General features: G+C 58.9%; 26 protein-coding genes. 17 read left to right on the top strand and 9 right to left on the bottom strand.

All coding sequences use genetic code 11. The features are described from left to right. The first annotated feature begins 427 nt into the window (after nt 1–427). Nucleotides 428–577, top strand: coding sequence for a hypothetical protein (locus FS819_RS18075; protein WP_156537843.1), 150 nt, complete (start codon nt 428–430; stop codon nt 575–577). Between the two features lie 356 nt (nt 578–933). Here the strand turns inward: FS819_RS18075 and rpsT are convergent, their stop codons facing one another. Then, on the bottom strand, nt 934–1200 hold the full coding sequence (rpsT, locus tag FS819_RS18070; RefSeq protein WP_012654798.1) for a 30S ribosomal protein S20: 267 nt from the start codon (nt 1198–1200) through the stop codon (nt 934–936). A gap of 226 nt (nt 1201–1426) precedes the next feature. Further along, nucleotides 1427–2320 carry a bifunctional DNA-formamidopyrimidine glycosylase/DNA-(apurinic or apyrimidinic site) lyase gene (gene mutM / locus FS819_RS18065; RefSeq protein ID WP_156549215.1) on the bottom strand — a complete coding sequence of 298 codons (894 nt, stop codon included), beginning with the start codon at nt 2318–2320 and terminating at the stop codon, nt 1427–1429. Nucleotides 2321–2510: 190 nt separating this feature from the next. Between mutM and ubiE the strand changes: the two genes are divergently transcribed. From ubiE to coaBC, 6 genes are all read left to right on the top strand, one after another. Further along, nucleotides 2511–3287, top strand: coding sequence for a bifunctional demethylmenaquinone methyltransferase/2-methoxy-6-polyprenyl-1,4-benzoquinol methylase UbiE (gene ubiE, locus FS819_RS18060; RefSeq protein ID WP_156549212.1), 777 nt, complete (start codon nt 2511–2513; stop codon nt 3285–3287). Nucleotides 3288–3328: 41 nt separating this feature from the next. Further along, on the top strand, nt 3329–4912 hold the full coding sequence (ubiB, locus tag FS819_RS18055; RefSeq protein WP_156549210.1) for a 2-polyprenylphenol 6-hydroxylase: 1584 nt from the start codon (nt 3329–3331) through the stop codon (nt 4910–4912). 6 nt (nt 4913–4918) lie between these two features. Beyond that, nucleotides 4919–6406: a sensor histidine kinase gene (locus FS819_RS18050; protein ID WP_156549209.1), complete on the top strand. Its 1488-nt coding sequence runs from the start codon at nt 4919–4921 to the stop codon at nt 6404–6406. Nucleotides 6407–6408: 2 nt separating this feature from the next. Further along, the gene (locus FS819_RS18045; RefSeq protein ID WP_070163772.1) at nt 6409–6846 is read left to right on the top strand and encodes a response regulator; all 438 of its coding nucleotides are present in this window, start codon (nt 6409–6411) and stop codon (nt 6844–6846) included. A gap of 15 nt (nt 6847–6861) precedes the next feature. Further along, nucleotides 6862–7896, top strand: coding sequence for a sensor histidine kinase (locus tag FS819_RS18040; RefSeq protein ID WP_156549206.1), 1035 nt, complete (start codon nt 6862–6864; stop codon nt 7894–7896). 225 nt (nt 7897–8121) lie between these two features. Continuing rightward, complete coding sequence (gene coaBC / locus FS819_RS18035; RefSeq protein WP_156549204.1) at nt 8122–9339, top strand: bifunctional phosphopantothenoylcysteine decarboxylase/phosphopantothenate--cysteine ligase CoaBC; 1218 nt, start codon at nt 8122–8124, stop codon at nt 9337–9339. On the opposite strand, the gene FS819_RS18030 is transcribed toward coaBC, so the two are convergent. Beyond that, nucleotides 9336–9857 (bottom strand): chromate transporter, encoded by a 522-nt coding sequence (locus FS819_RS18030; RefSeq protein WP_156549202.1) that lies wholly within the window; start codon nt 9855–9857, stop codon nt 9336–9338. The two genes, coaBC and FS819_RS18030, sit on opposite strands and share 4 nt — an antisense overlap. Next, a complete protein-coding gene (locus tag FS819_RS18025; RefSeq protein WP_234624715.1) occupies nt 9854–10447 on the bottom strand; it encodes a chromate transporter in 594 nt (197 codons plus the stop codon). Before FS819_RS18025 ends, FS819_RS18030 begins: the two co-directional genes overlap by 4 nt. Before the next feature lie 96 nt (nt 10448–10543). Here FS819_RS18025 and FS819_RS18020 point away from each other — a divergent pair, with 96 nt between their 5' ends. Further along, nucleotides 10544–11473 (top strand): LysR family transcriptional regulator, encoded by a 930-nt coding sequence (locus tag FS819_RS18020; RefSeq protein ID WP_156549198.1) that lies wholly within the window; start codon nt 10544–10546, stop codon nt 11471–11473. 36 nt (nt 11474–11509) lie between these two features. On the opposite strand, the gene FS819_RS18015 is transcribed toward FS819_RS18020, so the two are convergent. Beyond that, nucleotides 11510–12325 carry a class II glutamine amidotransferase gene (locus FS819_RS18015; protein ID WP_156549196.1) on the bottom strand — a complete coding sequence of 272 codons (816 nt, stop codon included), beginning with the start codon at nt 12323–12325 and terminating at the stop codon, nt 11510–11512. A 260-nt stretch (nt 12326–12585) separates the two neighbouring features. Between FS819_RS18015 and FS819_RS18010 the strand changes: the two genes are divergently transcribed. The 3 genes from FS819_RS18010 to FS819_RS18000 all read left to right on the top strand — a co-directional run bounded on the left by FS819_RS18010 (nt 12586) and on the right by FS819_RS18000 (nt 14646). Then, nucleotides 12586–13497, top strand: coding sequence for a pirin family protein (locus tag FS819_RS18010; protein ID WP_156549194.1), 912 nt, complete (start codon nt 12586–12588; stop codon nt 13495–13497). A gap of 120 nt (nt 13498–13617) precedes the next feature. Beyond that, nucleotides 13618–14193, top strand: a complete 576-nt coding sequence (locus FS819_RS18005) for a dual specificity protein phosphatase family protein (RefSeq protein ID WP_156549193.1) — start codon at nt 13618–13620, stop codon at nt 14191–14193. A 48-nt stretch (nt 14194–14241) separates the two neighbouring features. Next, on the top strand, nt 14242–14646 hold the full coding sequence (locus FS819_RS18000; protein WP_156549191.1) for a GFA family protein: 405 nt from the start codon (nt 14242–14244) through the stop codon (nt 14644–14646). Between the two features lie 11 nt (nt 14647–14657). Here the strand turns inward: FS819_RS18000 and thiD are convergent, their stop codons facing one another. After that, nucleotides 14658–15530, bottom strand: a complete 873-nt coding sequence (gene thiD / locus FS819_RS17995; protein ID WP_156549188.1) for a bifunctional hydroxymethylpyrimidine kinase/phosphomethylpyrimidine kinase — start codon at nt 15528–15530, stop codon at nt 14658–14660. 211 nt (nt 15531–15741) lie between these two features. Here thiD and otsB point away from each other — a divergent pair, with 211 nt between their 5' ends. Beyond that, nucleotides 15742–16542 carry a trehalose-phosphatase gene (otsB, locus tag FS819_RS17990; RefSeq protein WP_156549187.1) on the top strand — a complete coding sequence of 267 codons (801 nt, stop codon included), beginning with the start codon at nt 15742–15744 and terminating at the stop codon, nt 16540–16542. 29 nt (nt 16543–16571) lie between these two features. Continuing rightward, entirely contained in the window at nt 16572–17975 is a 1404-nt protein-coding gene (gene otsA / locus FS819_RS17985) for an alpha,alpha-trehalose-phosphate synthase (UDP-forming) (protein ID WP_156549185.1), read from the top strand. 64 nt (nt 17976–18039) lie between these two features. Here the strand turns inward: otsA and FS819_RS17980 are convergent, their stop codons facing one another. Beyond that, nucleotides 18040–19623, bottom strand: a complete 1584-nt coding sequence (locus tag FS819_RS17980) for a peptide chain release factor 3 (RefSeq protein WP_156549183.1) — start codon at nt 19621–19623, stop codon at nt 18040–18042. A gap of 84 nt (nt 19624–19707) precedes the next feature. On the opposite strand from FS819_RS17980, the gene dut reads away from it, so the two are divergent. Then, the gene (gene dut, locus FS819_RS17975; protein WP_156549181.1) at nt 19708–20172 is read left to right on the top strand and encodes a dUTP diphosphatase; all 465 of its coding nucleotides are present in this window, start codon (nt 19708–19710) and stop codon (nt 20170–20172) included. A gap of 8 nt (nt 20173–20180) precedes the next feature. Next, the gene (locus FS819_RS17970) at nt 20181–21071 is read left to right on the top strand and encodes a GNAT family N-acetyltransferase (protein WP_156549179.1); all 891 of its coding nucleotides are present in this window, start codon (nt 20181–20183) and stop codon (nt 21069–21071) included. A 2-nt stretch (nt 21072–21073) separates the two neighbouring features. Here the strand turns inward: FS819_RS17970 and FS819_RS17965 are convergent, their stop codons facing one another. Beyond that, nucleotides 21074–21706 (bottom strand): LysE family translocator, encoded by a 633-nt coding sequence (locus FS819_RS17965; RefSeq protein ID WP_156549178.1) that lies wholly within the window; start codon nt 21704–21706, stop codon nt 21074–21076. A 130-nt stretch (nt 21707–21836) separates the two neighbouring features. Here FS819_RS17965 and FS819_RS17960 point away from each other — a divergent pair, with 130 nt between their 5' ends. Next, nucleotides 21837–22454 (top strand): LysE family translocator, encoded by a 618-nt coding sequence (locus tag FS819_RS17960; protein WP_156549176.1) that lies wholly within the window; start codon nt 21837–21839, stop codon nt 22452–22454. Nucleotides 22455–22589: 135 nt separating this feature from the next. After that, the gene (gene cysK / locus FS819_RS17955) at nt 22590–23558 is read left to right on the top strand and encodes a cysteine synthase A (protein ID WP_012654775.1); all 969 of its coding nucleotides are present in this window, start codon (nt 22590–22592) and stop codon (nt 23556–23558) included. A gap of 280 nt (nt 23559–23838) precedes the next feature. Here the strand turns inward: cysK and FS819_RS17950 are convergent, their stop codons facing one another. After that, nucleotides 23839–25371 carry a YifB family Mg chelatase-like AAA ATPase gene (locus tag FS819_RS17950; protein WP_070164041.1) on the bottom strand — a complete coding sequence of 511 codons (1533 nt, stop codon included), beginning with the start codon at nt 25369–25371 and terminating at the stop codon, nt 23839–23841. Nucleotides 25372–25553: the final 182 nt, after the last annotated feature.

Below are 25553 nucleotides of genomic sequence, written 5' to 3'. Positions count from 1 at the left end.
CTCGCCGCCTTCCAATTGTCCACATGTGCCGGCCAGTTGCCATTGCTGGCCGACGCTTTAAATTCTTGCATTTGACTGCCTGAGACTTCCAACACCGACGTCCCCTCGTAAGGACACCGGTCTTGTCAGGCATTCACCATCATGCATTCTCACAGCAGCATGCGTCTTCAAGAACGCTAACCATGCTGATCATCATATCTGCCAAATGGAGCTCCTCAATCCGCATTGCCTAATTTAATGCAGCAGGGAATGAGCATATGCCGTTATGACACAGGTATTTCGTTCAAGGCCCTTCATCCTCGTTTATGTCGGGCCAGTCTTTCCCTCTCTTATTCCCAAATTTAAATAGGATGCTTCCAACTTAAGCCGGACACACAAACTCCAACTCTCGTTTCCTGAAATGGAAACGAGTTCCGCATGAGAACCAATGTATGATGAAACGAAACTGAGCCGTTCCGCCCGGAGAGGATTTTCAGAAAAACCAGCTTTTGCAGCTTGTGTCTTTCCGACAGGAGCCAAGATCCGCACCTCTCTTGAAATGCATTTAGGCAGGATCGAATGCCGAGATCAACAATGAATTTTACCTAAAATTAACAGCGCGCCATTGACTCCGTCCCGGAAGTTTCCCGGAGCACAAAAGCCAAAAAAGAATCGCTTTTGAATCAAGGAGTTTGGCGGGCTCCATCATTGCAAGCCCTGATATTGCCTGAAAATAAAAAAATCACTTGACTCAAAATCGCACAGTCCTGCCGTAAAGGAAAGATCATCCAAGACGGAGAACCTCCGGCAAGTCATTGATATAAAAAGGAATATCGTGTCACTGGAGTGACATGAAACCGTAACGTGCAATAGTGATGAAATGAGAAAAATATCAAAAGACGAAAAGCCCGGCTAAAAAGCCAGGCTGATCAAAATGTTAATTTTCGACGAAAATTAGGCGGCGAGTGCCTTGACGCGGCTGGCAAGACGCGAAATCTTGCGCGACGCGGTATTGGCGTGAACAACGCCCTTGGAAGCAGCGCGGTGCAGTTCAGGCTGGGCAGCCTTCAATGCAGCTGCGGCCAGTGCCTGATCGCCAGAAGCGATGGCTTCTTCAACCTTGCGGACAAAGTTGCGAACGCGCGTACGGCGGCTCTTGTTGATTGCGGTGCGGCGAGCGATCTTGCGGGTCGCCTTCTTCGCCGATGTAGTATTGGCCATGGATGCCTCTCTCGAATACGAACCAAAACTCCACCTTCGCCGCCAAGTCGTTGCGACCTGCAATACCAGCAATTCGGGAGCAATCGTGGAAAGCGATAAGCTTTCCTAACTGTGGCCGGGCATATAGCGGGAAAGAACGGCGTCGTCAACGCGCTTTCTCAACCTTTGTGCCGGCAGGCGCCCGTTCGAAGCGCCACACCGTTTTGACCAGAGGCACGAAGGCGCCTTATCTCTGGCACTGTGGGCAGTGGAAGGTCGACCGTCCTGCCTGGGTCATGCGCTCGACCGTCCCTGTGCAGCCAGGGGTGCGGCAGGCTTCGCCTTCGCGGTCATAGACATTGAAACTGTGCTGGAAATAGCCGAGCGAGCCATCCGCCTGGATATGATCGCGCAGCGAGGAGCCGCCGGCCTCGATCGCCTCGGCGATGACCATGCGAATGGCCTGCGTCAGGTCTTCCAGCGCCGCCACCGGCTTTCCTTCAGCATCTACCAGCGCGCGCGCCGGTGTCTCCGGCGACAGATGCGCCCGCCATAAGGCTTCGCAGACATAGATATTGCCGAGACCGGCGATCACTTTCTGGTCGAGAAGGGCGGTTTTCAAAGGCTGCGCCTTGCCCTTGAACCTGATGGCCAGATAGTCGGCGTCGAGCGCGTTGCCGACCGGCTCCGGTCCCAGCCCGGCAAAGGCGGCATGACGATCCATGTGACGGCGCTCGACCATATCCATGAAGCCGAAGCGGCGCGGGTCATTATAGATCACCCTGAGAGGGCTGCCCTCCGGTCCGCTCAAATGGAAGATCACGTGGTCATGCTTTTCATCACGGGAGCGCGCCATATGAAACTGGCCAGGCAGGCCTGTCTCACCCGAGGCTTCGATCCGGTAAGAGCCGGACATGCCGAGATGGGAGATAATCGAGACGCCGTCATCGAGATCAATCAGCAGGTATTTCGCTCGCCGAGACAGGGAGATGATCAGCCGGCCTTGCGTCCTCGCCGCAAAATCGACCGGCAAGGGAAAGCGCAGATCCGGCCGCCGCAATTCCAGACGGATCAGCCTCCGCCCTTCCATGGACGGCGCCAGTCCCCGTTTTACGGTTTCCACCTCTGGTAATTCCGGCATGAAGGCTCCATGTTTCTATTTCAGTGGCACGCATCATGGTTTAAGGACCAGACGGCCTGTTATGGCATTGCCCTGCCAATATCCCGCCAATATCCCGACGGGCTATTGCAATCGTGCCGCAGACATAGTGCAAGAGACCGGGCCTCGCCAAGGTCGCTGATATGGTTTTAGAGAGAATGGAGTTGAGCCGATGGTCGCAAGCCGCACCTCCGCCGATGGCGGCATGGAAACCTCCTACGGCTTCCGCGATGTGGCGGAAGGCGAAAAGCAAGGTCTCGTCAACGACGTGTTCCACAAGGTTGCCAAGCGCTACGACATCATGAACGACGTGATGTCGGCGGGTATGCACCGGGTTTGGAAGGATGCGCTGATTGCCACCCTCAACCCACGCAAGGATGCTAACTATAAGGTGCTGGACGTTGCCGGCGGCACGGGCGACATCGCCTTTCGCATCATCGAGGCCTCGCGCAGGCTCGCCCATGCCACAGTGCTCGACATCAACGGCTCCATGCTGGGCGTCGGCCAGGAGCGAGCGCAGAAAAAAGGCCTCTCCGACAATCTCACCTTCGTCGAGGCCAATGCCGAGGCCCTGCCCTTCGAAGCCAATCAATTCGACGCCTATACGATCGCCTTCGGTATTCGCAATGTGCCCCGCATCGATGTCGCGCTGAGCGAGGCCTACCGCGTGCTGAAACGCGGCGGACGGCTGCTGGTGCTGGAATTTTCCGAGGTGCAGATGCCGCTGCTCGACCGTTTTTACGATCAATGGTCGTTCAAGGCGATCCCACGATTTGGCAAGATGATCACCGGCGAGGCCGAGCCCTATCAATATCTGGTGGAGTCGATCCGCAAGTTCCCCAATCAACAGGATTTTGCCGCGATGATCACCAAGGCGGGCTTTTCCAAGGTGTCCTTCACCAACTATACCGGCGGCATTGCCGCCCTTCATTCCGGCTGGAAGATCTGAACAATGCCTGACCGAAAGACCGCCGGATTGAAGATCGATTAATGAGCACAGTCAGCGCCTATTTCAGATTGGCCCGTGTCGGCTGGATTCTCGTTCGTGAAGGCGTTGTCTCGGCGTTGCCGTCCGAAGGACTGCCGCCGAGCGTCGGCTTTGTAAAGAAAGTCGCCGCTGCCTTCGAGCGCAAGCGCGCCCGAGGCACGTTGCGGTCCGACCGCCTGTCGCAAGCCGTCGAGCGGCTGGGGCCGTCCTATGCCAAGATCGGTCAGTTCCTGGCAACCCGGCCCGATGTGGTCGGCGCCGAACTCGCCTATGACCTGACCGGATTGCAGGACCGCATGGCCTTCTTTCCAACGGCGGAGGCCAAGGCATCAATTGAATTGTCGCTCGGGCGTCCGGTCGAGGAGCTATACGCCAATTTCGGCGAGCCGATTGCCGCCGCCTCCATCGCCCAGGTGCATCCCTGCATGGTGGAAACGCAGTTCGGCGTGAAGCAGGTTGCGGTCAAGGTGATCCGTCCCGGCGTACGGCGCCGTTTCGCGGCCGATCTCGAGGTCATGTATCTCGTGTCGCATTTGCAGGAAATGCTGCTGCCGCAGACCCGCAGATTGCGCCCTGTCGAAGTGACGAAAACACTCGAGCAGACCACGAAAGTGGAAATGGACCTGCGGCTCGAAGCCGCCGCTCTTTCGGAACTGGGCGAAAACACCGCCAGAGATCCCGGTTTCAGGGTTCCGCAGGTCGATTGGGAACGAACGGGCCGCGACGTCATCACCATGGAATGGATCGACGGCGTCAAGATGTCCGATGTCGAGGCGCTGAAAGCCGCTGGCCACGATCTCGATGCGCTGGCCGATACGCTGATCCAGTCCTTCCTGCGCCATACGCTGCGCGACGGCTTCTTTCATGCCGACATGCATCCGGGCAATCTGTTCGTCGACCCCGCAGGCATGATCGTTGCCGTGGACATGGGCATTTGCGGACGGCTCGGCAAGAAAGAACGGCGGTTTCTGGCGGAAATTCTCTATGGCTTCATCACCCGCGATTACATGCGGGTGGCGGAAGTGCATTTCGAAGCCGGCTATGTGCCTTCCCACCACAATATGGCCAGTTTTGCCCAGGCGATCCGGGCGATCGGCGAGCCCATTCACGGCCAGCCGGCCGAAACCATTTCCATGGCCCGGTTGCTGACGCTGCTGTTTGAAGTCACCGAACTGTTCGACATGCAGACAAGGCCTGAACTGGTGATGCTGCAAAAAACCATGGTCGTGGTCGAAGGCGTCTCACGGATGCTCAATCCACGGTTCAACATGTGGAAGGCATCGGAGCCCGTCGTCGCGGACTGGATCAAAGCCAATCTCGGTCCAAAGCGCATCGTCACCGACATGAAGGACGGCATTCGCGCCGCGGTGCGGGTGGCGGAAGCCCTGCCGGAGATCGCTGCCAAAACCGAGAAATTCCACAGTGAATTGATGCAGATGAGCGAGCATGGACTGCGGTTCGACGAGAGCACCACCGATGCCATTGGCAAGGCGCAGGCGCGGCATGGTCGCTCAGGCCGGCTGGCGCTCTGGGTGATTGCGCTCAGCCTGCTGTTCATCGCGTTTCAACTGGGTCATGGCGGGTAGGATTGCATGTCGGCAACAAACGCAGGTTTCATCCGCTCCAGTCTGTTTGTGCTTGGCCTGGGCTGCCTTCTCCTGATCAGCCTGATCGGCTCGACCCTGTGGCTGACCGGCAAGACTCGCGTCACCTTCGGAACTGTTGTCGAGGAGCGGATGCTTCGCCGCGCCAGCGCCGACCTGATGCAGACGCTGACTGATGCGGAAACAGGGCAGAGAGGCTATCTGATCACCCGCGATGTCGCTTTCCTGACCCCATACAGTCAGGCCATCGGCGATGTGACCACGGAAATGGACGGTCTCGTGCATCTGCTTGCGCCTCGCCCTGAACATGCCCCGGATGTCGAGAAGCTGCGCGAATTGGTAAAGGCCAAGCTTGAAGAATTGGCCAGAACCGTCGAGCTGACCCGCAGCGGCGACATCCGCCAGGCCTACGAACTTGTCCGGGCCGGTTACGGCAAGCAGCTGATGGACCAGATCCGCACCGTGCTTGACGAAGTCCGCGACGAATCCGACAACAGGATAGACCAGGGAATTGCCAGTCAGCTCCTTGCCATCGGCTGGTTGCAGGTCTTTACCATTGGCGGGGCCGTGGCCATCGTGATCGTGATCGGCGGCGCGATCCTGATCATCATCCAGCACGTGCGCGATCTGTTGAAGGCCCGCCAGGAGGTGGAGGTCCTCAATGCGGGGCTGGAAGAGCGCGTGCAGGAGCGAACCGAAGACCTGATGCAGGCCAATCAGGAAATCCAGCGCTTCGCCTATATCATCACCCACGACCTGCGCGCCCCCCTCGTCAATATCATGGGATTTACCGCCGAGCTGGACAGTGCGCTCCAGACATTGAAGGCCTATGTTCTGGCGGATGGGCAGCCCCTGACGACGCAGCAGATCGAGGATGCGCGGCTTGCCGCCTCCGAAGACCTGCCGGAAGCGATTTCCTTCATCCGATCCTCGACCCGCAAGATGGACGGGCTGATCAACGCCATCCTGAAAATCTCGCGCGATGGACGCCGCCAGCTCAAGCCGGAACCACTGGATCTCAAACCGCTGATCGAGACGACGGCTGCCAGCGTTCACCACCAGATCGGCGAAAGCGGCGGACATACAGAAATTTCAACCGAAGTTGCCAGCATCATCTCCGACAGGTTGTCCCTGGAGCAAATTCTCGGTAACCTTTTTGACAACGCTATCAAATATAAGTCACCCGATCGCCCGGTCGTCCTTTCTATCCGGGCGGTCTCGGATGGACGGCACTTCATTCGCCTGGAGATAGAGGATAATGGCCGCGGCATCGCTGAACAGGATCATGAACGGATTTTCGAGCTTTTCCGCCGCTCGGGACAGCAGAACCAGGTGGGCGAAGGCATCGGCCTTGCCCATGTGCGCTCATTGACGCGCAACCTGGGAGGTGAAATTACCGTACGCTCCAAGATCGGCGTCGGCTCGACATTTATTTTGCGCTTGCCGCGCGACCTTTCGAAACTGGTAGGGACCTGAGCATGAAAGCAGTGGCCAAGGAAGTGACCATCGTCATGGTCGAAGACGACGAGGGACATGCACGCCTGATCGAGAAAAATGTTCGCCGGGCCGGGGTCAACAATGAGATCGTGCCGTTTACCAATGGCACCGACGCGCTGGATTATATCCTGGGCACGGACCGTTCCGGAGAAACCTCGGCAGATCGATACCTGCTAATTTTACTCGATCTTAACTTGCCGGATATGTCGGGCACCGATATACTCGAGAAAGTAAAGACCAATCAGCACACACGTCGGCTGCCGGTCGTCATTCTCACCACAACGGACGATCAACGGGAAATCCAGCGCTGCTACGATCTTGGTGCCAATGTCTACATCACCAAGCCGGTTGATTATGACAATTTCGCCAATGCCATTCGTCAGCTCGGGCTGTTCTTTTCCGTGATGCAGATCCCGTAACGAGCCGACCGCCCCATGAATGTCCGAATTCTTTATCTCGATGACGACCCGGCCATCGTGCGGCTGGTGCAGAAAGCGCTCGGGCGCAACGGACATTCCGTCACCCATGCCGAGGATCTGGAGCGGGCGCTGGGCTTTCTGGCGTCTGAAAACTTCGACGTTATTGTTCTCGATCATTATCTCAGCAATATGACCGGTCACGATGTGCTGGCGCATTTGCGCGGACGGCATATCATGACGCCGGTGGTCTATGTGACCGGTTCCAACGAAGCCCGTATCGCCATCGACGCGATCAAGGCAGGCGCCTCCGATTACGTCATCAAGACCACCAGCGAGGATTTCCTGTCGCTGCTGGAAAGCGCCATCCGGCAATCGGTCGAAAATGCCCGGCTGCGCGAAGCCAAGGTCAAGGCGGACGAGGAAATCCGCCTTGCCAAGGAACGGGCGGAAGCGCTGCTCAGCGAAGTTAACCACCGCGTCGCCAACAGCCTGGCATTGGTCGCAAGCCTGCTGCGGCTTCAGATCGCCAATTCTCCGAGTGACGAGGTCAAGGCCGAACTGACTGAGACCCAGGCCCGCATTACCGCCATTGCCGGCATGCATCGCAGCCTCTACACCTCAGACGATGTCAGCCGGGTCGATATGGACATTTATATCGCCAATCTGGTGCGGGAAATCGGCGGTTCGCTTGCCAATCCCGACAAGCCGATCACCCTGACAGTCGATGCCGAGCCGATTTCTCTGACCGCAGATCGCGCCGTCTCCATCGGCATGATCGTCACCGAACTGGTGACCAATGCGATCAAATATGCCTATCCCGACCGCAAGGACGGCGAAATCCGCGTGCGGCTGTGCCATGCGCAGCCCGGCCATGCGCTGTTGACGGTGGAGGATGACGGCATCGGCATCAGTCCTGGCGCTGCCCCGAAGGGCACTGGCCTCGGCAGCCGGATCATCAAATCCATGGCCGCAACGCTGGGCGAAGGTCTCGCCTACCAGGAGATTGCAGCGGGAACGATTGCCTGCGTGCCAATAGACCTTGCCCGATAGAGCATCGGATCGATTCCGTTTTCTGCGCCAGCCTATAGCAGGCCTCATCTTATCGTTTCCCCTTTCAGGCGCTTATGCGCTACGGCGCCGTGCATTTTACAAAATGCACAAAGGACGCTGTAACTCTTTAAATCTGCTGCATAATTTTTTCCTTAAATCGATTCCGATTTAAGGAATTATGCAGTAGTGTCCGGTTCGCATCGATAATTTCATGGCAGGCTTTTCATGGCGCTGACGGACAAGCGTATTCTCCTGATCATCAGCGGCGGTATTGCCGCCTACAAAAGCCTGGACCTGATCCGGCGGCTGCGCGAGCGGGGTGCCTCGGTGCGCCCGATCATGACGCGGGCCGCCCAGGAATTCATCACGCCGCTCGCGGTCGGCGCGCTTTCGGCCTCCCATGTCTATACGGATCTGTTTTCGCGCGAGGACGAACAGGATGTCGGCCATATCCGGCTTGCCCGCGATTGCGACCTGATCCTGGTTGCGCCCGTCACCGCCGATCTGATGGCGAAAATGGCCCATGGGCTGGCCGATGACCTGGCCTCGGCAGTGCTGCTTGCCGCCGACCGGCCCGTTTTGATCGCACCGGCGATGAACCCGAAAATGTGGGCCCATCCCGCCACTCTGCGCAATGTCGCACAGCTCAAGGCCGATGGCATTCAGTTCATCGGGCCGATGGCTGGCGAAATGGCCGAAAGTGGGGAAGCTGGTCTGGGCCGCATGGCCGAGCCGCTGGAGATCGTTGCCAAGGTCGAAGCCTGTCTTGACGACTCCTTCCAGCCGTTGGCAGGCAAAAAGGCCATTGTCACCTCCGGCCCGACCCATGAGCCGATTGATCCCGTGCGCTATATCGCCAACCGCTCCTCCGGCAAGCAGGGCCATGCCATTGCCAGCGCACTTGCCCGGCTGGGCGCCGAGGTGACGCTGGTATCCGGCCCGGTCAGCCTTGCGGACCCCACAGGCGTTAAAACGATCCATGTGGAGCGGGCCGAGGAGATGCGCGACGCCGTGCTCACCCACCTGCCCGCCGATATCGCCGTGATGGTCGCAGCGGTGGCCGATTGGCGGGTCGAGACGGCATCGGAGCAAAAGCTCAAGAAACAGCCAGGCGACGCCGCGCCGATGCTGGCGCTGACCGAAAATCCGGACATTCTGAAGACGGTTGGCCACCATGAAAAACGCCCGGCCCTGGTCATCGGCTTTGCAGCAGAAACCCAGAATATCAAGGAAAATGGCCGTGCCAAGCTGGAGCGCAAAGGTGCCGACCTGATCGTCGCCAACGACGTTTCACCGCAGACAGGGATCATGGGCGGCGACCGAAACCGGGTGACCCTGATCTACAAGGATCGCTCCGAAGACTGGCCGGATATGGACAAGGATGCCGTTGCCGAGCGGCTTGCACAGACTATTGCGGGGATGCTCGGCGTCAAATCTCTCTAAATAAAGATAAGACCGATCAGCGCGCCGCTGCCGAGCGCGATCAGCGGGTGAACCTTGGTCATCCCGGTCAGCACCGCACAGCCAGCCGCAATGCCAATGAGAATTGGGCTGGTTGCCGATGCTTTGGTGATCACAGCGGCGCTGGAGGTGACGAGGCCTGCCGTCATTGGTGCAAGCCCGGCTTGGACGATGCGCCGCCAGGGCCGGTCCTTGAAGCGCTCCCAGAGGGTGACGGCACCGGCGGTGATCAGCGAGGACGGGCCGAATTTGGCGATGGAGGTGACGACCACCCCGGCAAAGCCCGCCACATGCCAACCAACCAGCGGCACCACCATCATATTCGGCCCCGGAGCAGCCTGGGCCAAGGCAAACAGCGCGCTGAATTCGCTGGCGCTCATCCATTGCTGGACTTCCACCACCCGGCGCTGCATTTCCGGCAGGATGGCATTGCCGCCGCCAAAGGCGATCAGCGACAATTCCGTAAAAATCAGGGCAAGAGAAATCAGGGTGGCAATCATTTCGACAATTTCCAGCTCAAAACAATAGAGACCGGCGCCAGAACCAGCATGGTGGCGAAAAGCGGCAGGCGGAAAACCGCAATGGCAATGAAACACAGGGCAACGATGGCCAGCGCCCACAGCTTGTGTTTCAGCGGTTGCAGGACTTTCCAGGCCAGCGAAATCAGCAGGCCAGAAGCCGCCGCAGCCAGACCCGCAAACAGATGTTCGACCTGCGGATTGTCGCGGTAACGGTCGTAAATGTAACCCAGACAGATAACGATGGCCGTCGGTGCGGCAATCAGGCCGAAGGCGGCGGCCAGCGCACCCCTCCAGCCCTGGAACTTCAACCCAACCGCCACCGACATATTGATGATATTGCCACCCGGCAGGAACTGGCAGAGGCCAAGCAGATCCATGAATTCGCCAGGGGAGAGCCAGCGCCGGTCCTCCACCATCATCCGCCGTGCCATCGGCAACACACCGCCAAACCCCATCAGGCCGAGCCCCAGAAACCCGGTGAACAATTCGGCGATACCGGGATGATGTTGTGGAGGGTCGGCCTGAACTTTCTCGGCCTGAACTGGCTCCGGTTGAACTGTCTTCGTCATGACCATCGTCCGTCTCGTCTTTTCTCTTCCATACGCCCCTCAAATCCTGATGTCCAATATATGGATAAGCCATTCTCCATATGTTAAACCTATGGCATGATTGAACTGCGCCACCTCCGCTATGCCGTAACCGTCGCCGAAGAGGGCCATCTAACCCGTGCGGCGGAGCGGCTTGGCCTGCAACAGCCGCCCCTCAGCCAGCAGATCAAGGCTCTCGAAACATTGGTTGGGGTGACGCTGTTTATCCGCCAACCCCGAGGCATGGCGTTGACCGAGGCGGGCCTGGCGTTTATCGCCCGCGCCCGGCAGATCCTTGCCGATGTGGATATGGCCGTCGAGGCCGCACAGCGGACGGCGCGTGGCGAAATCGGGGAGCTTGCCATCGGCTTCACCACCTCGGCGGTCTTTCATCCGCTGGTGCCCAGCATCGTGAGGGCCATGCGGCTCTCCTCGCCGTCACTGAAACTGCGGTTGGACGAAGGCTCTACGACGGAACTTCTGGGTGAATTGTCCGCCGGTCGGCTTGATGCGGCCTTCATCCGCGCCACCGCCGGTGCTTTGGCCGGAACGGAGCCAGCCCTCAGCATCGAAACCGTCGATATCGAGGATATGGTGCTGGCTTTGCCCGACACTCATCCTTTGGCCCTGCACAGCCAAAGCCATGACAGCGATACCGTCACGCTTGCCGCGCTGGCCGCAGAAACCTTCGTGCTCTATCGCCGCCCCCTGGCGCAAGGCCTGTATGACCGGATCATCTCGGCCTGCCAGGCCGCGGGCTTCAGTCCGAATGTCGCACAAGAGGCACCAAAACTGGTCTCCACCCTCAGTCTGGTGGCGGCAGGCCTCGGCCTGTCGATCATTCCGCAATCCATGGCGCGGCTGGAAACCTCTGGCGTCGCCTATCGCCGTTTTGCGCCCGGCTCCGGCCTCGATGCGCCGCTTTCGCTTGCCTATCGCCGCGATTTCTGTCGTGGCGCGCTGAAGACCTTCGTTGAGGAAGTGAGGCGGCAAGTCAGCACACCATGATTCCGCAGCCCTATCGGCGTCTGTCGCAGCCCCAGATCAGCCGGCCATTTCCGTCACCCGAGCAGGCGCGCCGCCGATTTCCGGCTCAAAACCCATGACATTCAGACCCTCATCATTGAGGATCACGGCGCTGCCAGGCGGGATCTCTACCCAGGTTTCCGTGTCATCGTTGAGCGGTTCGGACACCAGGCAATGCCCGCCCTTACTCCCCATCGGCCCGGCATACAGCGTCGGGGCAAAGGCGTCGGTGGAATAGCGCACCGCATACAGCGCCTCGCCATCAGAGAAGGCGGCGGTGAAACGCACCCGGGTCGTGCCAATGATCTCTGCGCTCAGCCTTTCGGCAAAACCGATGGCCTCAGCCATCGCCGCAATCGGGCGATGCTTCATGCCGAATTGCATGGCCAGCAAAAACAGCAGTTCGGAATCGGTCGAGCCGGTGCGGGCGTTGAAATATTCGTCGTCCAGCATGCTTTCCATGGCGCGGCGGATACGGTCGAAATGATCGATCTGGCCGTTATGCATGAAAGACCAGTTGCCATACACAAACGGGTGGCAATTGTCGCGCCGGGTGGCGCCATGGGTTGCGGCGCGGACATGCGCGAGAAACAGCGGCGAGCGGATCTGCCGGGCAATGCTTTTCAGGTTACAATCCGACCAGGCGGGCAGAACATCGCGAAACCGGCCCGGCTCCGGCCGGTCGCCGTACCAGGCAAGGCCGAAGCCGTCCGCGTTGGTGGATGTCTTGGCGCGGGTGGCGCAGACGGATTGCTCGATCAGCGAATGGGCGGGTGACGATACCAACTCCTCGATAAAGAGCGGTTCTCCCCGATAGGCTGCCCAACGACACATGGCATTCATGCTCCGGCAAGACCGGTCCTCATTTGTCCCGGCAAAGCCAATCTTGAAGGAAGGTGTATAATGAAGCGTAAAGCTCGGCTTTCTTCATGTCAGATTCGTGACGAAAGCGGTAATCACATTTTGCAGTGCGGCATTGAGTTTACGTGAAGAGCCGCTTCTGTGAACACTGCGTTGCGCCCAGTGCTCTTCGCCTGCTTTTGAAAAACCTTATATTGGCTGCAAATCATATTCGCTCGAAAGGAGCCCGACCGATGTCCATTCGCCCTGTCAAACATGAGAGCCGCGCCACGCCCACCATGGAAGGTGCCGGTGTCAAGCTGCACCGCGTCTTCGGCTTCGGCGACACCTCGATGACCGATCCGTTCCTGATGATGGATGATTTTCGCAATGACGATCCGCAGGATTATATCCGCGGCTTTCCCTGGCATCCGCATCGCGGCATTGAAACCATCACCTATGTTCTGGCCGGAACGGTGGAGCATGGCGACAGCCTCGGCAATCAGGGCCAGCTAGGCGCCGGTGATCTTCAGTGGATGACGGCGGGTAGCGGCATCATGCACCAGGAAATGCCAAAGGGCGATTTTTCCGGCAAGATGCACGGGTTCCAGCTCTGGGCCAACCTGCCCTCCTCGCTGAAAATGACCGCGCCGCGCTATCAGGATATCAAATCCGCCGACATTCCTGTCGTGGTCGATGACGACGGCACCGCTGTGCGGGTGATCAGCGGCGATTTCTGGGGCAAATCCGGCCCGGTCGATGGTATTGCCGCAGAGCCTGTCTATCTCGATATTTCCGTTCCACCCGGCAAGACCAAGCGTTTTCCGGTCGATACCTATCGGTCGGCCTTTGCCTATATTTTCGCGGGCTCCGGCTCGTTCCGCGATGCCTCCAAGCCCTTCGGCGTCAAAGTCGAGAAGGAATTTCAGGGCGAAGAACTGAATATCCGCGACCTCTCGGGCAATCGCACGCTGGTGGTCTTTGATACCGGCGATGAAATCACCATCCAGGCTGGCGAAAAGGGTATCCGCTTCCTGCTGGTGACCGGCAAGCCGATCAAGGAGCCGGTGGCCTGGCATGGACCAATCGTCATGAACAGCCGGGAAGAACTGATGGAGGCCATGCGCGAGTTGAAGAACGGCACCTTCATCAAGGCCGATCATTGATCACTGCGTATTGACGACACTGTGATGATAGGACGCGGCAGGTGGTCGCGTCTTTCAGTTCGATGTCAGGTTCAGCTTTTACAGGGTGGATGATTATTTGATCCGACCCTGTGTGAGCCCATGTCCATCCTGCTGGCGAAAGCCATCCGCTATACCGCCCTTGCCTGTCTGACCGGTCTGCTGTCTTGTGGCGCTTACCTTGGCTATCTCCGGCTTTCGGGCAATTTCCACGAGGTCATTCCCGGCGAATTCTACCGCTCCGCCCAACCGAGTGCCGCCGATATCAAGGATTATGCCGGACGTTACGGTATCAAGACCATCGTCAATCTGCGTGGCCCTTCCCCCTCGCCCTGGTATGCGCAGGAAGTCGGGATCGCCAAGGAACTTGGCATCGGCCATATCGATTTTCGCATGTCGGCTGGCAAGGGCCTGTCCATCGACAAGGCCGAGCAACTGGTCGCTCTGCTGAAATCCGCGCCAAAGCCCATCCTTATCCATTGCGAGGGCGGTGCCGACCGCAGCGGTCTCGCCTCCGTGCTCTACCTGCAACAGATCGCCGGCGTGCAGGAGGACACAGCAGAGCAACAACTCTGGCCGGTGATCTATGGCCATGTCGGCATCCCCTATGTCACCAAGGCCTATGCCATGGACCGCAGCTGGCTGGAATTTGAAAAAGCAATGGGGATCGAAAGCTGAGCCTTATGCATTATAGTCCCGCAGAATGGACTGCGGGAGGCTTAAGACATGCAGATCGAAGGACAATGCCATTGTGGCAAGGTGACCTACCATGCCGAAATCGACCCTGAGAATGTCGGCATTTGCCATTGCACCGATTGTCAGCGCCTGACAGGTTCACCATTCCGGGTCACGGTTTCCACCCCGCGCGACAAACTGCATCTAACGGGAAGTCCACCTAAATCCTATATGAAATACGGCGACAACGGTCGGCCGCGCTATCAGTTCTTCTGCCCGGATTGCGGCACGCCCTTGCTGACATCAGGCGAGGGCATGGATGCCGATACCTGGGGCATCCGATGGGGTAGCATCAACCAACGGGAAGTCCTGCTGCCAAAACACCAAAGCTGGCGCCGGTCCTCCGTCCTCTGGCTTGACAGCATCGGCGCCCTCCCAGGGTCAGAGACGGAATAACATTCTGTCGGCTACTTCGGCCATGTCTGGTAAAAATGATGAACGGGTCCGTGGCCGGAACCAACGCTCAATTGTCCGGCGGACCGGACTGCGCCAGCCAGCCAGGCCTTTGCCACCGTGACCGCTTTTGCCAAAGCATCGTCTGTTCCACTGTCCTTCGTCCCTTGGTTCATGGCCTTAGCAAGCTCGGCGGCAATCGCGCTGGACAGCGAGCAACCGGTACCATGAGTGTTGGCGGTGGCAATCCTTTTGCCTTCCAGCCACAGGGTCAGCGTTGGCGTGACCAGCAGATCGGGGCTCTCGTTACCGGGCAAATGCCCACCCTTCAAAAGCACCGCCTTGGCACCCAGTCCCAACAAGGCCCTGGCCTGTGCCTCCATGCCGTCGCGGTCCACGGCCTCGGCCACACGCAGAAGTGCGGCAGCCTCCGGCAGGTTGGGGGTGATCAGGCGGACCCGCGGCAAGAGCTGCCCGACCAGCGCGCCAACTGCCTTGTCATCCAGCAGCGCGGCCCCGCCCTTGGCAACCATGACCGGATCAAGGATAACCGGCACTGCCGGATGGCTTGAAAGCACAGCGGCTACAGCGCCGACGATATCGGCATTGGCCAACATGCCGATTTTCACCGCATCGACTCGGATATCGGCAAAAACCGTCTCAACCTGTCTGGCGACGAATGCAGGATCAAGCAGTTCGACACCCGCCACCCCTTGGGTATTCTGGGCCGTCAGCGCCGTCAACGCCGCCATGCCATAGACGCCCAAAGCCGAAAATACCTTCAGATCGGCCTGAATACCCGCCCCGCCGGACGGATCGGAACCGGCAATCGACAAGACATTGGCGATGCGAGGCAGAGGCGTTTCATCGTTTTTTTGAACGGTCATGATCGTCCTCGTCGAAGTCAATAGTCTCCAACACCTCGGCTCCTGTTGATGGAAAAGGTGGGCGGCGGGGCAGATCTATCGCAGTTTTCCATGCGCCTGTCACGGCCCCGCCAATTATGCTGCATTGCGCAATTAATTGCATTTTTCGGGAACCAAACTGGGCACCCATCGTTACCTAGGCGTCGACAGGTCGTGTGAAACGAGGCAGGATATGGAAAACCAGCAATCGGTAATCAAGCGATCGCCAGCTCGAACCGAGCAAAAAGACGCAGCAGCGCTGCTGTTTGATCTTCTTCAGGCCGAGCCTCACCGCTACGCATTGTTTCTCGATATTGATGGTACCTTGCTGGATCTTGCCGAGAGCCCGGATGGAATCCGTGTGCCGGTTGGTCTGGCAGACGATCTGGCCGCCCTGTCAGGACGCATGGGCGGGGCACTTGCTCTCGTGACCGGGCGGGCCTTGGCCTACGCTGACCGGCTGTTTGCGCCAAAGCACTTCCCGATTGCCGGATTGCACGGCACCGAGCGGCGTACGGTTAAAGGCACGGTGATCCGCAGTGAGCCAAGTGCGGCTTTCCTAGCGGTTAAGCAAGGCCTTCCAAAGCTCGAACAGGCCTGGCCGGGCGTGCTAGTCGAGGACAAGGGTGCCGCCATCGCCGTTCACTATCGCCAAGCGCCCGCCTGCGCCGACGTGGTGGAAAAAGCGATAGTGGATGCCTTTCAGGCAGCGGGTCCCGGCTATGAGCTGCAACGCGGCAAGATGGTCGTCGAAATCCGCCCCGACAGCGCCGACAAAGGCCGGGCCTTGCAGTCCTATCTGGCCGAGCCGCCCTTCACCGACCGGGTTGCCATCGCCATTGGTGACGACGTGACTGACGAGGCAATGTTTGAATGCGTCAACCGCTTGGGCGGCCTGTCGATCCGCGTCGGCGATCTCGAAGGAAGCGTGGCCAGCCAGTCTCTGGCGAGCCCGCAGCTCCTGCGTGACACGCTGGCCAGATTGGCCCGCTAAAGCTGAACAACGATAAGAAGGATAATGATATGAGCAGACTTGTTGTGGTTTCCAACCGTGTTCCCGTACCCGACAAGACCAATAAGGCGCCGGCGGGAGGTTTGGCCGTCGCGTTACGCGCTGCCCTTGAGGACAAGGGCGGCATCTGGATGGGCTGGTCGGGCGTCTCCAGCGGCGAGGAAGAAGCCGGTGAGCTTGCGATGATCGAGGATGGCAAGATCACTTACGCCCTGACGGATCTAACCGACCGCGATGTCGATGAATATTATCACGGCTTTGCCAACCGCGTGCTGTGGCCAACGTTTCACTACCGCCTTGACCTGACCGATTATGCCCGCAAGGACATGACCGGCTATTTCCGGGTTAACCGGTTTTTCGCCGAGCGGCTCGTGCCGCTGCTGAAGCCTGACGATACGATCTGGGTCCAGGATTATCACCTGATCCCGCTGGCCAAGGAATTGCGGCAGATGGGGGTGAAGAACCGGATCGGTTTCTTCCTGCACATCCCGCTTCCGCCCGCCGATGTGCTGTTTGCCATGCCGGTCTATGAAACACTGATCGAAAGTCTGGCCCATTACGATCTGGTCGGCTTCCAGACTGATTTCGACCATGCCAATTTCGTCGGAGCTCTTGTACGCGAGGGGATTGGCGAGGCGATCGCGGGCAACAAGATCAAATCCCATGATCGGACGTTCAAGGCGGGCCATTATCCGATTGGCATTGAGACAGCGGCCTTTGCCGCCTATGCGCGTCGCGCCGTGCGCAACGTCATGGTGAAGCGCGCCGCGCAAAGCATTGAAGGCAAGGCACTGGTGATCGGCGTAGACCGGCTGGATTATTCCAAGGGCCTGACCCAGCGGCTGGATGCCTATGAGCATTTCATCAATGCCAATCCGAACTATCAGGGCAAAGTCACCTATTTGCAGATCACCCCGAAATCCCGCTCTGAAGTGCCGGAATATGAGGCCATGCAGCGCACCGTGGCCGAACAGGCCGGGCGCGTGAATGGCGCGCTGGGCACGGTGGATTGGGTGCCGATCCGCTATATGACCCGCTCGGTGGCACGTCCGGTGCTGGCTGGGCTCTATCGGCTGGCCAAGGTCGGGCTGGTGACGCCGATGCGTGACGGCATGAACCTGGTTGCCAAGGAATATGTTGCCGCCCAGGACCCCGATGATCCCGGCGTTCTCGTCCTGTCACGCTTTGCCGGGGCGGCCCGCGAATTGAAGGGGGCCTTGCTGGTCAATCCATACGATACGGAAGGCACAGCCCAGGCCATTGCCCGCGCCCTCGATATGCCGCTTGCCGAGCGTCAGCAACGCTGGAAAGGCATGATGGACCATCTGCTGGTCAACGATGTCAACCATTGGTGTGACACGTTCCTCTCGGATCTGATGGAAATGCCGAGGGAAAAGTCCGCCGAAGCGGCGTGAAAACAGTCTGAGACCGCATCACGATCTTTCAATCGTGATGCGGTCTCAAGCTTTTCAACAATGATCATGCCGCCTTGGCGACGTGATATTCCTTGATCGCCACCATCTTGATCGCCGGATAACGTTCTGCCTCATAGCGCAGCGAAAACGCATCCTGCGCCATGAACACCGGGTCGCCGTCCAGATCCCGGCAGATGTCACCGCGCCGCGCCGTCATGAACTTGTCGAGTTCGCCGGGTTGATCTGACGAAATCCAGCGGCAGACGGAAAAGCGCGACATTTCAAACGACACCGGCAGGGTATATTCACCCGAAAGCCGTTCCTTCAGCACATCGAGCTGCAAGGCCCCGACCACGCCGACAATGGCGGGCGAACCGTCTTCCGGCGAAAACAGCTGCACGACGCCCTCTTCGGCCATCTGCTGCAAGGCTTCCTTCAGCTTCTTGGCCTTCATCGCATCTTCGAGCCGCACGCGGCGCAGGATTTCCGGCGAAAAGTTCGGCACCCCCTGAAACACCAGCGCTTCGCCTTCGGTCAGCGTATCGCCGATACGCAGCGTGCCGTGGTTGGGAATGCCCACCACGTCGCCGGCAAAGGCGGTATCGGCCAATTGTCGCTGCGAGGCGAAGAAGAATTGCGGCGCTGTCAGGCCCATCAGCTTGCCGGTGCGCGCCAGCCGTGCCTTCATGCCGCGCTCCAGCTTGCCAGAGCAGATCCGCGCAAAGGCGATGCGGTCGCGGTGATTGGGGTCCATATTGGCCTGGATCTTGAAGACGAAGGCGGTCATCTTGTCTTCCGCCGCATGCACCTTGCGGATATCGGCCATCTGGTCACGTGGCGGCGGGGCGAAATCGCCCAGCGCATTGATCAGGTCGCGCACGCCGAAATTACGCAAGGCCGATCCGAAGAATACCGGGGTCATATGGCCTTCCAGAAAGGCCTGCCGGTCGAAGGGGCGGCAGGCTTCCTGCGCCAGCTCCAGCTCGTCGATAAAGGTCTGACGCTCGTTTTCCGGCAGGTTTTCCGCGACATTCTTCGGGCTGTTGACGGCTAAGGCCTCGACCTGCTTGTCGGAGCCACGGAAGGTATTATCGACCAGATTGTAGGAGCCGCAGAAGCTCTTGGAACGACCGACCGGCCAGGTGATCGGGGCGGTGTCCAGCGCCAGCTTTTCTTCTACTTCATCCAGAACCTCGAAAATATCCCGGCTTTCGCGGTCCATCTTGTTGACGAAGGTGATGATCGGAATATCGCGCATCCGGCAGACTTCGAACAGTTTCAGCGTGCGCGGCTCGATGCCCTTGGCGGCATCGATCACCATAACGGCGGCATCGACCGCCGTCAGCGTGCGATAAGTATCGTCCGCAAAGTCTTCATGGCCGGGCGTGTCGAGAATATTGAAGACATTGCCTTCATACTCGAACGTCATCACCGAGGTGACGACGGAAATGCCACGCTCGCGCTCGATCTTCATCCAGTCCGAGCGGGTCTGGATACGGTCTTTTTTGGCTTTTACCTCACCCGCCAGCTGAATAGCGCCGCCGAACAGCAGCAGCTTTTCGGTCAGCGTGGTTTTACCAGCGTCCGGGTGAGCGATAATAGCGAAGGTGCGGCGGCGGGAGACCGCCTCTGCGAGCGTTTCGGCCATGTGAGGAATTCCTTTTAACTGGCCGGTTATCTAGCGTTTTGGCGTTCAATATGCAATTGACCCCGGCAAACAAAGGATACCCCCATGCACGATACGTCCGCGCCACGCCTTCATCTCAAGCGTCTATCCCATGGCGAAGGGCTGGAATTGCCCGCCTATGAGACGGCGGGTGCGGCTGGCATGGACCTGCGCGCAGCGGTAACGGAGGCCGAGCCGCTGACCCTTACCCCCGGAAAACGCGCTCTGGTGCCAACCGGGCTGATTATGGAAATCCCCCAGGGCTTTGAAGCGCAGATCCGCCCCCGCTCCGGCCTCGCCTTCAAAAACGGCATCACCTGTCTCAACACCCCAGGCACCATCGACAGCGATTACCGGGGCGAAGTAAAAGTGCTGCTGATCAATCTTGGAGACGAGGATTTCACCATCACCCGTGGCATGCGCATTGCCCAGATGGTGATTGCGCCGGTGACGCAGGCGCAGGTGATTGAGGTTACAGAAACATCGGATACGGTGCGGGGTACGGGCGGATTTGGCTCGACGGGGGTCTGAGCGACATCATGAAGCCGGACGGGCTAACATTGCGACAAGGATATTTCAACGATCCATCGGCTTTTCAAGGGCTTGTTGATCTGCTGCATGACGTCTTCGGTATCGATATCGGTGCGCAGGAACAACTTGGCGGCCCCGATCCCACATGCATGCCGTTTGGATATTTTGACCGGTCCGGCCGCTGCATTGGTAATTTTTCAGTCTTCGTCATGCCCCTCATGATTAATGGGACGACGGTAACTGCTGCGGGCTATCAATCCGGCGCAGTCCGCCCGGAATTCCGGGGGCGTGGCCTTTATCGCGACCTGATGCAGCGGGCCTATGCGTGGGCAGAGCAAGCAGGATATCGAACCGGAATTCTCCTGACCGACAAGCCCGCGCTCTACCAGTCTTATGGTTTTCGCGTTGTAACGCATCGTAAATTTGGTGGCCCGGTTCCGGCCTTTCAGCCGATTATCAACGGCAACGCACGAAAACTCGATCTCGGCAAAGCGGCGGACCTCGCCCTTTTGCGTGACATGCTCGCCTGTCGCCAACCAGTCTCCAACCACTTCGCCGTTGTCAGCCAAGCAGAGATGTTTCTGCTCAATGCTCATTTCGATGCATCGATTACGTTGAGCCTATTGCCTTCTCTCAAGGCGGTTATCGCATGGAAATGCGCCAACGATGGCGGTGTGAAGCTTCTGGATATTGTCGCTCAGGATATTCCGCCGTTAAGTGCCATCCTATCGCATCTCAATATTCAAGCCGACTCTGTGGAAACCTATTTTCCACCTGATCGCCTCTCGTGGGAAAGCCAGCCTGTACCTTACGAAGGCTCCTGCTCCTTGATGATGTCGGGCCTCGGGCTGGAGGCCGCAGTTGGGCCACTCATGCTGTCGCCTATGGCCGATTTTTAACATCAGCGCTGCGCCTGCGTTGCCATCCTCACCGCCAGCACAGCCAGTACCGTACCCATCAGCCAGCGCTGCACCATGATCCAGAGCGGGCGGCGGCTGAGGAACAGGGCGATGGAGCCGGCAGTCAGCGCGATCACTCCGTTGATCGTCGTACCGATGGCGATCTGGGTGAGGCCGAGAAACAGTGATTGCAGAAAAACGCTGCCGCTGTTCGGATCGATGAATTGCGGTAGCAGCGACAGATAGAGAACAGCCACTTTCGGATTGAGAAGATTGGTCACGAGGCCCATGGCAAACAGCCGTCTTGGGCTGTCCTTGGGCAGGTCGCGCACCTGAAACGGCGAACGACCGCCGGGCCTGACCGCCTGCCAGGCAAGATAAGCGAGATAGGCCGCACCGGCCAGTTTCAGCGCCTCATAGGCATAGGGCACGGCCATTAGCAGCACCGTAATCCCCAGCACCGACATCAGCATGTAGATCAGGAAGCCCAGCGCGACACCACCCAGCGAAATCAGTCCGGCCATCGGTCCCTGACAAATGGAACGCGACACGAGATAGACCATATTCGGGCCGGGTGTCAGCGCCATGCCAAGGCAGATCAGGGCAAAGGCAAGAAGTGACGTGGTGGTGGGCATGATGTCTCCTTGGCGGAAAGCTATATCCACTGAAAGAGCAGAAAGTGCCGTACCGGGCAATTTCAATCGTGTCACCGTTGCAAGTTGCAGCCGGGCGGATTAGCACTGCGTGTATTGATGGAGTGATTTCATGACCCTTGCCAGCCTGCTTGCCTATGCCGGAGCCCTGTTCATTGCCGCTGCCATTCCCGGCCCGGGCATGACGGCGATCGTGGCGCGGGCGCTTGGCTCCGGCTTTCGCCCGACCTTTTTCATGGGACTGGGTTTGATTCTAGGTGATCTCTGCTACCTGACCGCCGTCATTCTGGGCCTTGCCTATATTGCCCAGACCTTCGTGACGCCGTTCATGATCATCAAATTCGCAGGCACGCTCTATCTGGCCTATATCGCCTGGAAGCTCTGGACGGCAGGGCTTTTGCCGCAAAATATTGAGGCACGCAAAAGTGCGGGCGTGTTGGCGTCCTTCCTATCCGGCCTGTTCGTGACGCTTGGCAATCCGAAGACCATGCTGTTCTACGTGGCCCTGGTGCCGACCCTCATTCCACTTCAGGCCATCGGCCCGTCGGATTACGGGCTATTGGTCGGCACGACTTTCGTCGTGCTGATGGCCGTACTCATTCCCTATATTCTTCTGGCTGCCAAAGCCCGTCTGCTTCTGAAACAGCCATCGGCGCTGAAACTGCTCAACCGGGCCGCCGCCAGCATTCTGGCCGGAACCGCCGCCTATATCGCCACAAAGGCGGCGTGAAATAAACATTTGTTTCCGCTGGCTTTGCAGCGGGTTTTTTCTCCCCGAAACCACGGCGATAGGCAAAGGGTTCTGGTCGCTTGGGTGATTTGGTCCTATTGTCCCTGCAAAGCCCGTTATTCTGGAGGACCACACATGTCTGAAGCAAAGAAGCCTGGCCGCGGCCGCATCTATGGTTCGATCACCGAGACCATCGGCGATACGCCGATCGTGCGGCTGGACAAGCTGGCGAAGGAAAAGGGCGTCAAGGCTCATCTTCTGGCCAAGCTGGAATTCTTCAACCCGATTGCCTCCGTCAAGGACCGTATCGGTGTGGCGATGATCGAGAGCCTGGAAACCCAGGGGACGATCACACCGGGCAAGACCGTTCTGGTCGAGCCGACCTCCGGCAATACCGGCATTGCGCTCGCCTTTGCCGCCGCCGCCAAAGGCTATCGCCTGATCCTGACCATGCCGGAAACCATGTCCATCGAGCGTCGCAAGATGCTGGCTCTGTTGGGCGCCGAACTGGTGCTGACCGAAGGTCCCAAGGGCATGAAGGGCGCGATTGCCAAGGCCGAGGAACTGGCCGCGACCATTCCCGACGCGATCATCCCGCAGCAGTTTGAAAACCCGGCCAATCCGGAAATCCACCGCAAGACCACAGCGGAAGAAATCTGGAACGACACCAATGGCGAGGTCGATATTTTCGTTTCCGGCATCGGCACTGGCGGCACGATTACCGGCACCGGCCAGGTGCTGAAAGCCAAGAAACCGTCTGTTCAGGTGATCGCCGTGGAACCTGCCGACAGCCCGGTTCTGTCGGGCGGCAATCCCGGCCCCCACAAGATCCAGGGCATCGGCGCCGGTTTTGCACCGAAGATCCTCGATACCGGAATCTATGACGAAGTTGTCACCGTTACCAATGACGAGGCGTTTGAACTGGCCCGGCTGGTCGCCCGGCTGGAAGGCGTGCCAGTCGGCATTTCCTCAGGTGCCGCCCTCACCGCCGCCATCAAGGTTGGACAGCGCCCGGAGAATGCCGGAAAGACCATCGTGGTGATCATTCCCTCCTTTGCCGAACGGTATCTGTCGACGGCACTGTTTGCAGGCCTTGGCGAATAATCACATTCAATGCGCTGTGCCATACATTGGCGGCATCAAACAATGAAGACGAGGGCTACAGCATAAGGTGTAGCCCTCAGTTTGTTGACAAACCCCGATCTCGGCATTTCGTCATCCTCGGGCTTGTCCCGAGGATCTGTTGTGGCTGATTAAGCCATTGACGTTGTTACTTAAATTGACGTGCGTAGATACTCGGCACAAGGCTGAGCATGACGTCGAGGATAAATGCAGCCTTTGTCAGCAGTCTGAGGGCTACAGCAGCAGGCGCAGTCCTGTTTCGTTATGCAGCAGCCGTCAGGCGTTCCGAGGGAATGCGGTAGGAAATTGCCTCGGCCAGATGAATCCGACCAAGTGCCTCTGAGCCATCCAGATCGGCCAATGTCCTCGCCACTTTCAACACTCTATGATAGGCGCGGGCCGAGAATTTGAACTTCTCCGCTGCATCTCGCAACAGCTGCAAACCGGCAGCGTCCGGTGCGGCCAGTTTTTCAATCAGCGCCGTCGAGCACCGTGCATTCATGCGGATTTCAGGCACGCCCGCCTCGATAAACCGTTCCGTTTGCCGCTGTCGAGCGACAGCGACGCGGCGGGCGACATCGGCGCTTTTTTCGGCTGCCATCGGCTTGATCAGGTCCATGGCCGAAACGGCGGGGACATCGATGCGAATATCGATCCGATCCAGCAGCGGACCGGAAATCCGGCCCTGATATTCGGTCAGGCAGCGAATGCCGCGCGCGCAGGTATGCCCCGGCTCACCCGCCATACCGCAACGGCAGGGGTTCATCGCGGCAATCAACTGAAAACTGGCCGGATAGGTGACGCGGTGATTGGCGCGGGCAATGACGCATTCGCCGCTTTCCAGCGGCTGGCGCAAGGCATCCAGCACTTGTGGAGAAAATTCCGGAAATTCATCGAGAAACAACACGCCGTTATGGGCAAGCGAAGCCTCGCCCGGCCGGGCGCGCAAGCCGCCGCCAACCAGCGCCGCCATGGTGGCGGAATGATGCGGCGTGCGAAACGGTCTACGGTCCGACAATTTTCCACCCGCCAATTGCCCGGCGATGGAATGGATCATCGACACATCCAGAAGCTCTGGCGCCGACAGGACCGGCAGAATGGACGGCAGGCGGGCCGCCAGCATGGATTTCCCCGATCCTGGCGGGCCAACCATCAGCAGGTTGTGGCCCCCGGCAGCGGCCACTTCCAACGCCCGCTTGGCGCTTTCCTGACCGCGAATATCGGCGAGGTCAGGCAGGTTGCCCGGCAGCGCCCGGCTGGCCGGGTTCGGGCGCGTCAGAACTTGGGTGCCACGAAAATGATTGGCGAGCGCAATCAGGCTGCGGGGGGCGAGAATATCCATGTCTGAGCCCGCCCAGGCTGCCTCCGGGCCGCTATCCGCCGGGCAGATCAGCCCTTTGCCAAGTGCATTGGCTGCCATCGCCGCTGGCAGAGCACCGGCAACGGCAGCAATCGTGCCATCCAGGTTCAGCTCACCAACCACAAGATAATCGCCCAGCACATCGGCAGGAATGGCGCCGAGCGCGGCCATCAGGCCAAGGGCGATGGCCAGATCGAAATGCGACCCTTCCTTGGGCAGATCCGCAGGCGCCAGATTGATTGTGACCCGCTTGGGCGGCAGCGCCAGTCCGGAGGCATGCAGGGCCGCCTGAACTCGTTCCCGGCTTTCGGCCACCGCCTTGTCCGGCAGGCCGACGATCTGCACGCCGATCTTGCCGGGTGCGACCATGACCTGCACATCGACAGGCACGCCATCAATGCCCTGAAACGCAACCGTACCCACCCGTGCAACCATATCCCAGCCCCCTTGCCGGCAGCGGTCCATCCGCCCCTACGCAATTTCATGGATTTCGCCGGACGAAAAAGAGAAAATGCGTTTAAAATCAATATTTTAAATCAAGACATCGAGCAAAGTCCGTAACGGGCATGCTGCAATTTCCTGCAACCGTAGTTTTGCATGAAAAAGAAGTGACGACA

The organism is Allorhizobium sp. Av2 (assembly GCF_021462805.2).
GTDB classification, from domain to species: Bacteria; Pseudomonadota; Alphaproteobacteria; order Rhizobiales; family Rhizobiaceae; genus Allorhizobium; species Allorhizobium vitis_G.
Note: the sequence above shows the minus strand (reverse complement) of the source record. Positions and strands in the feature narration are given on the sequence as shown.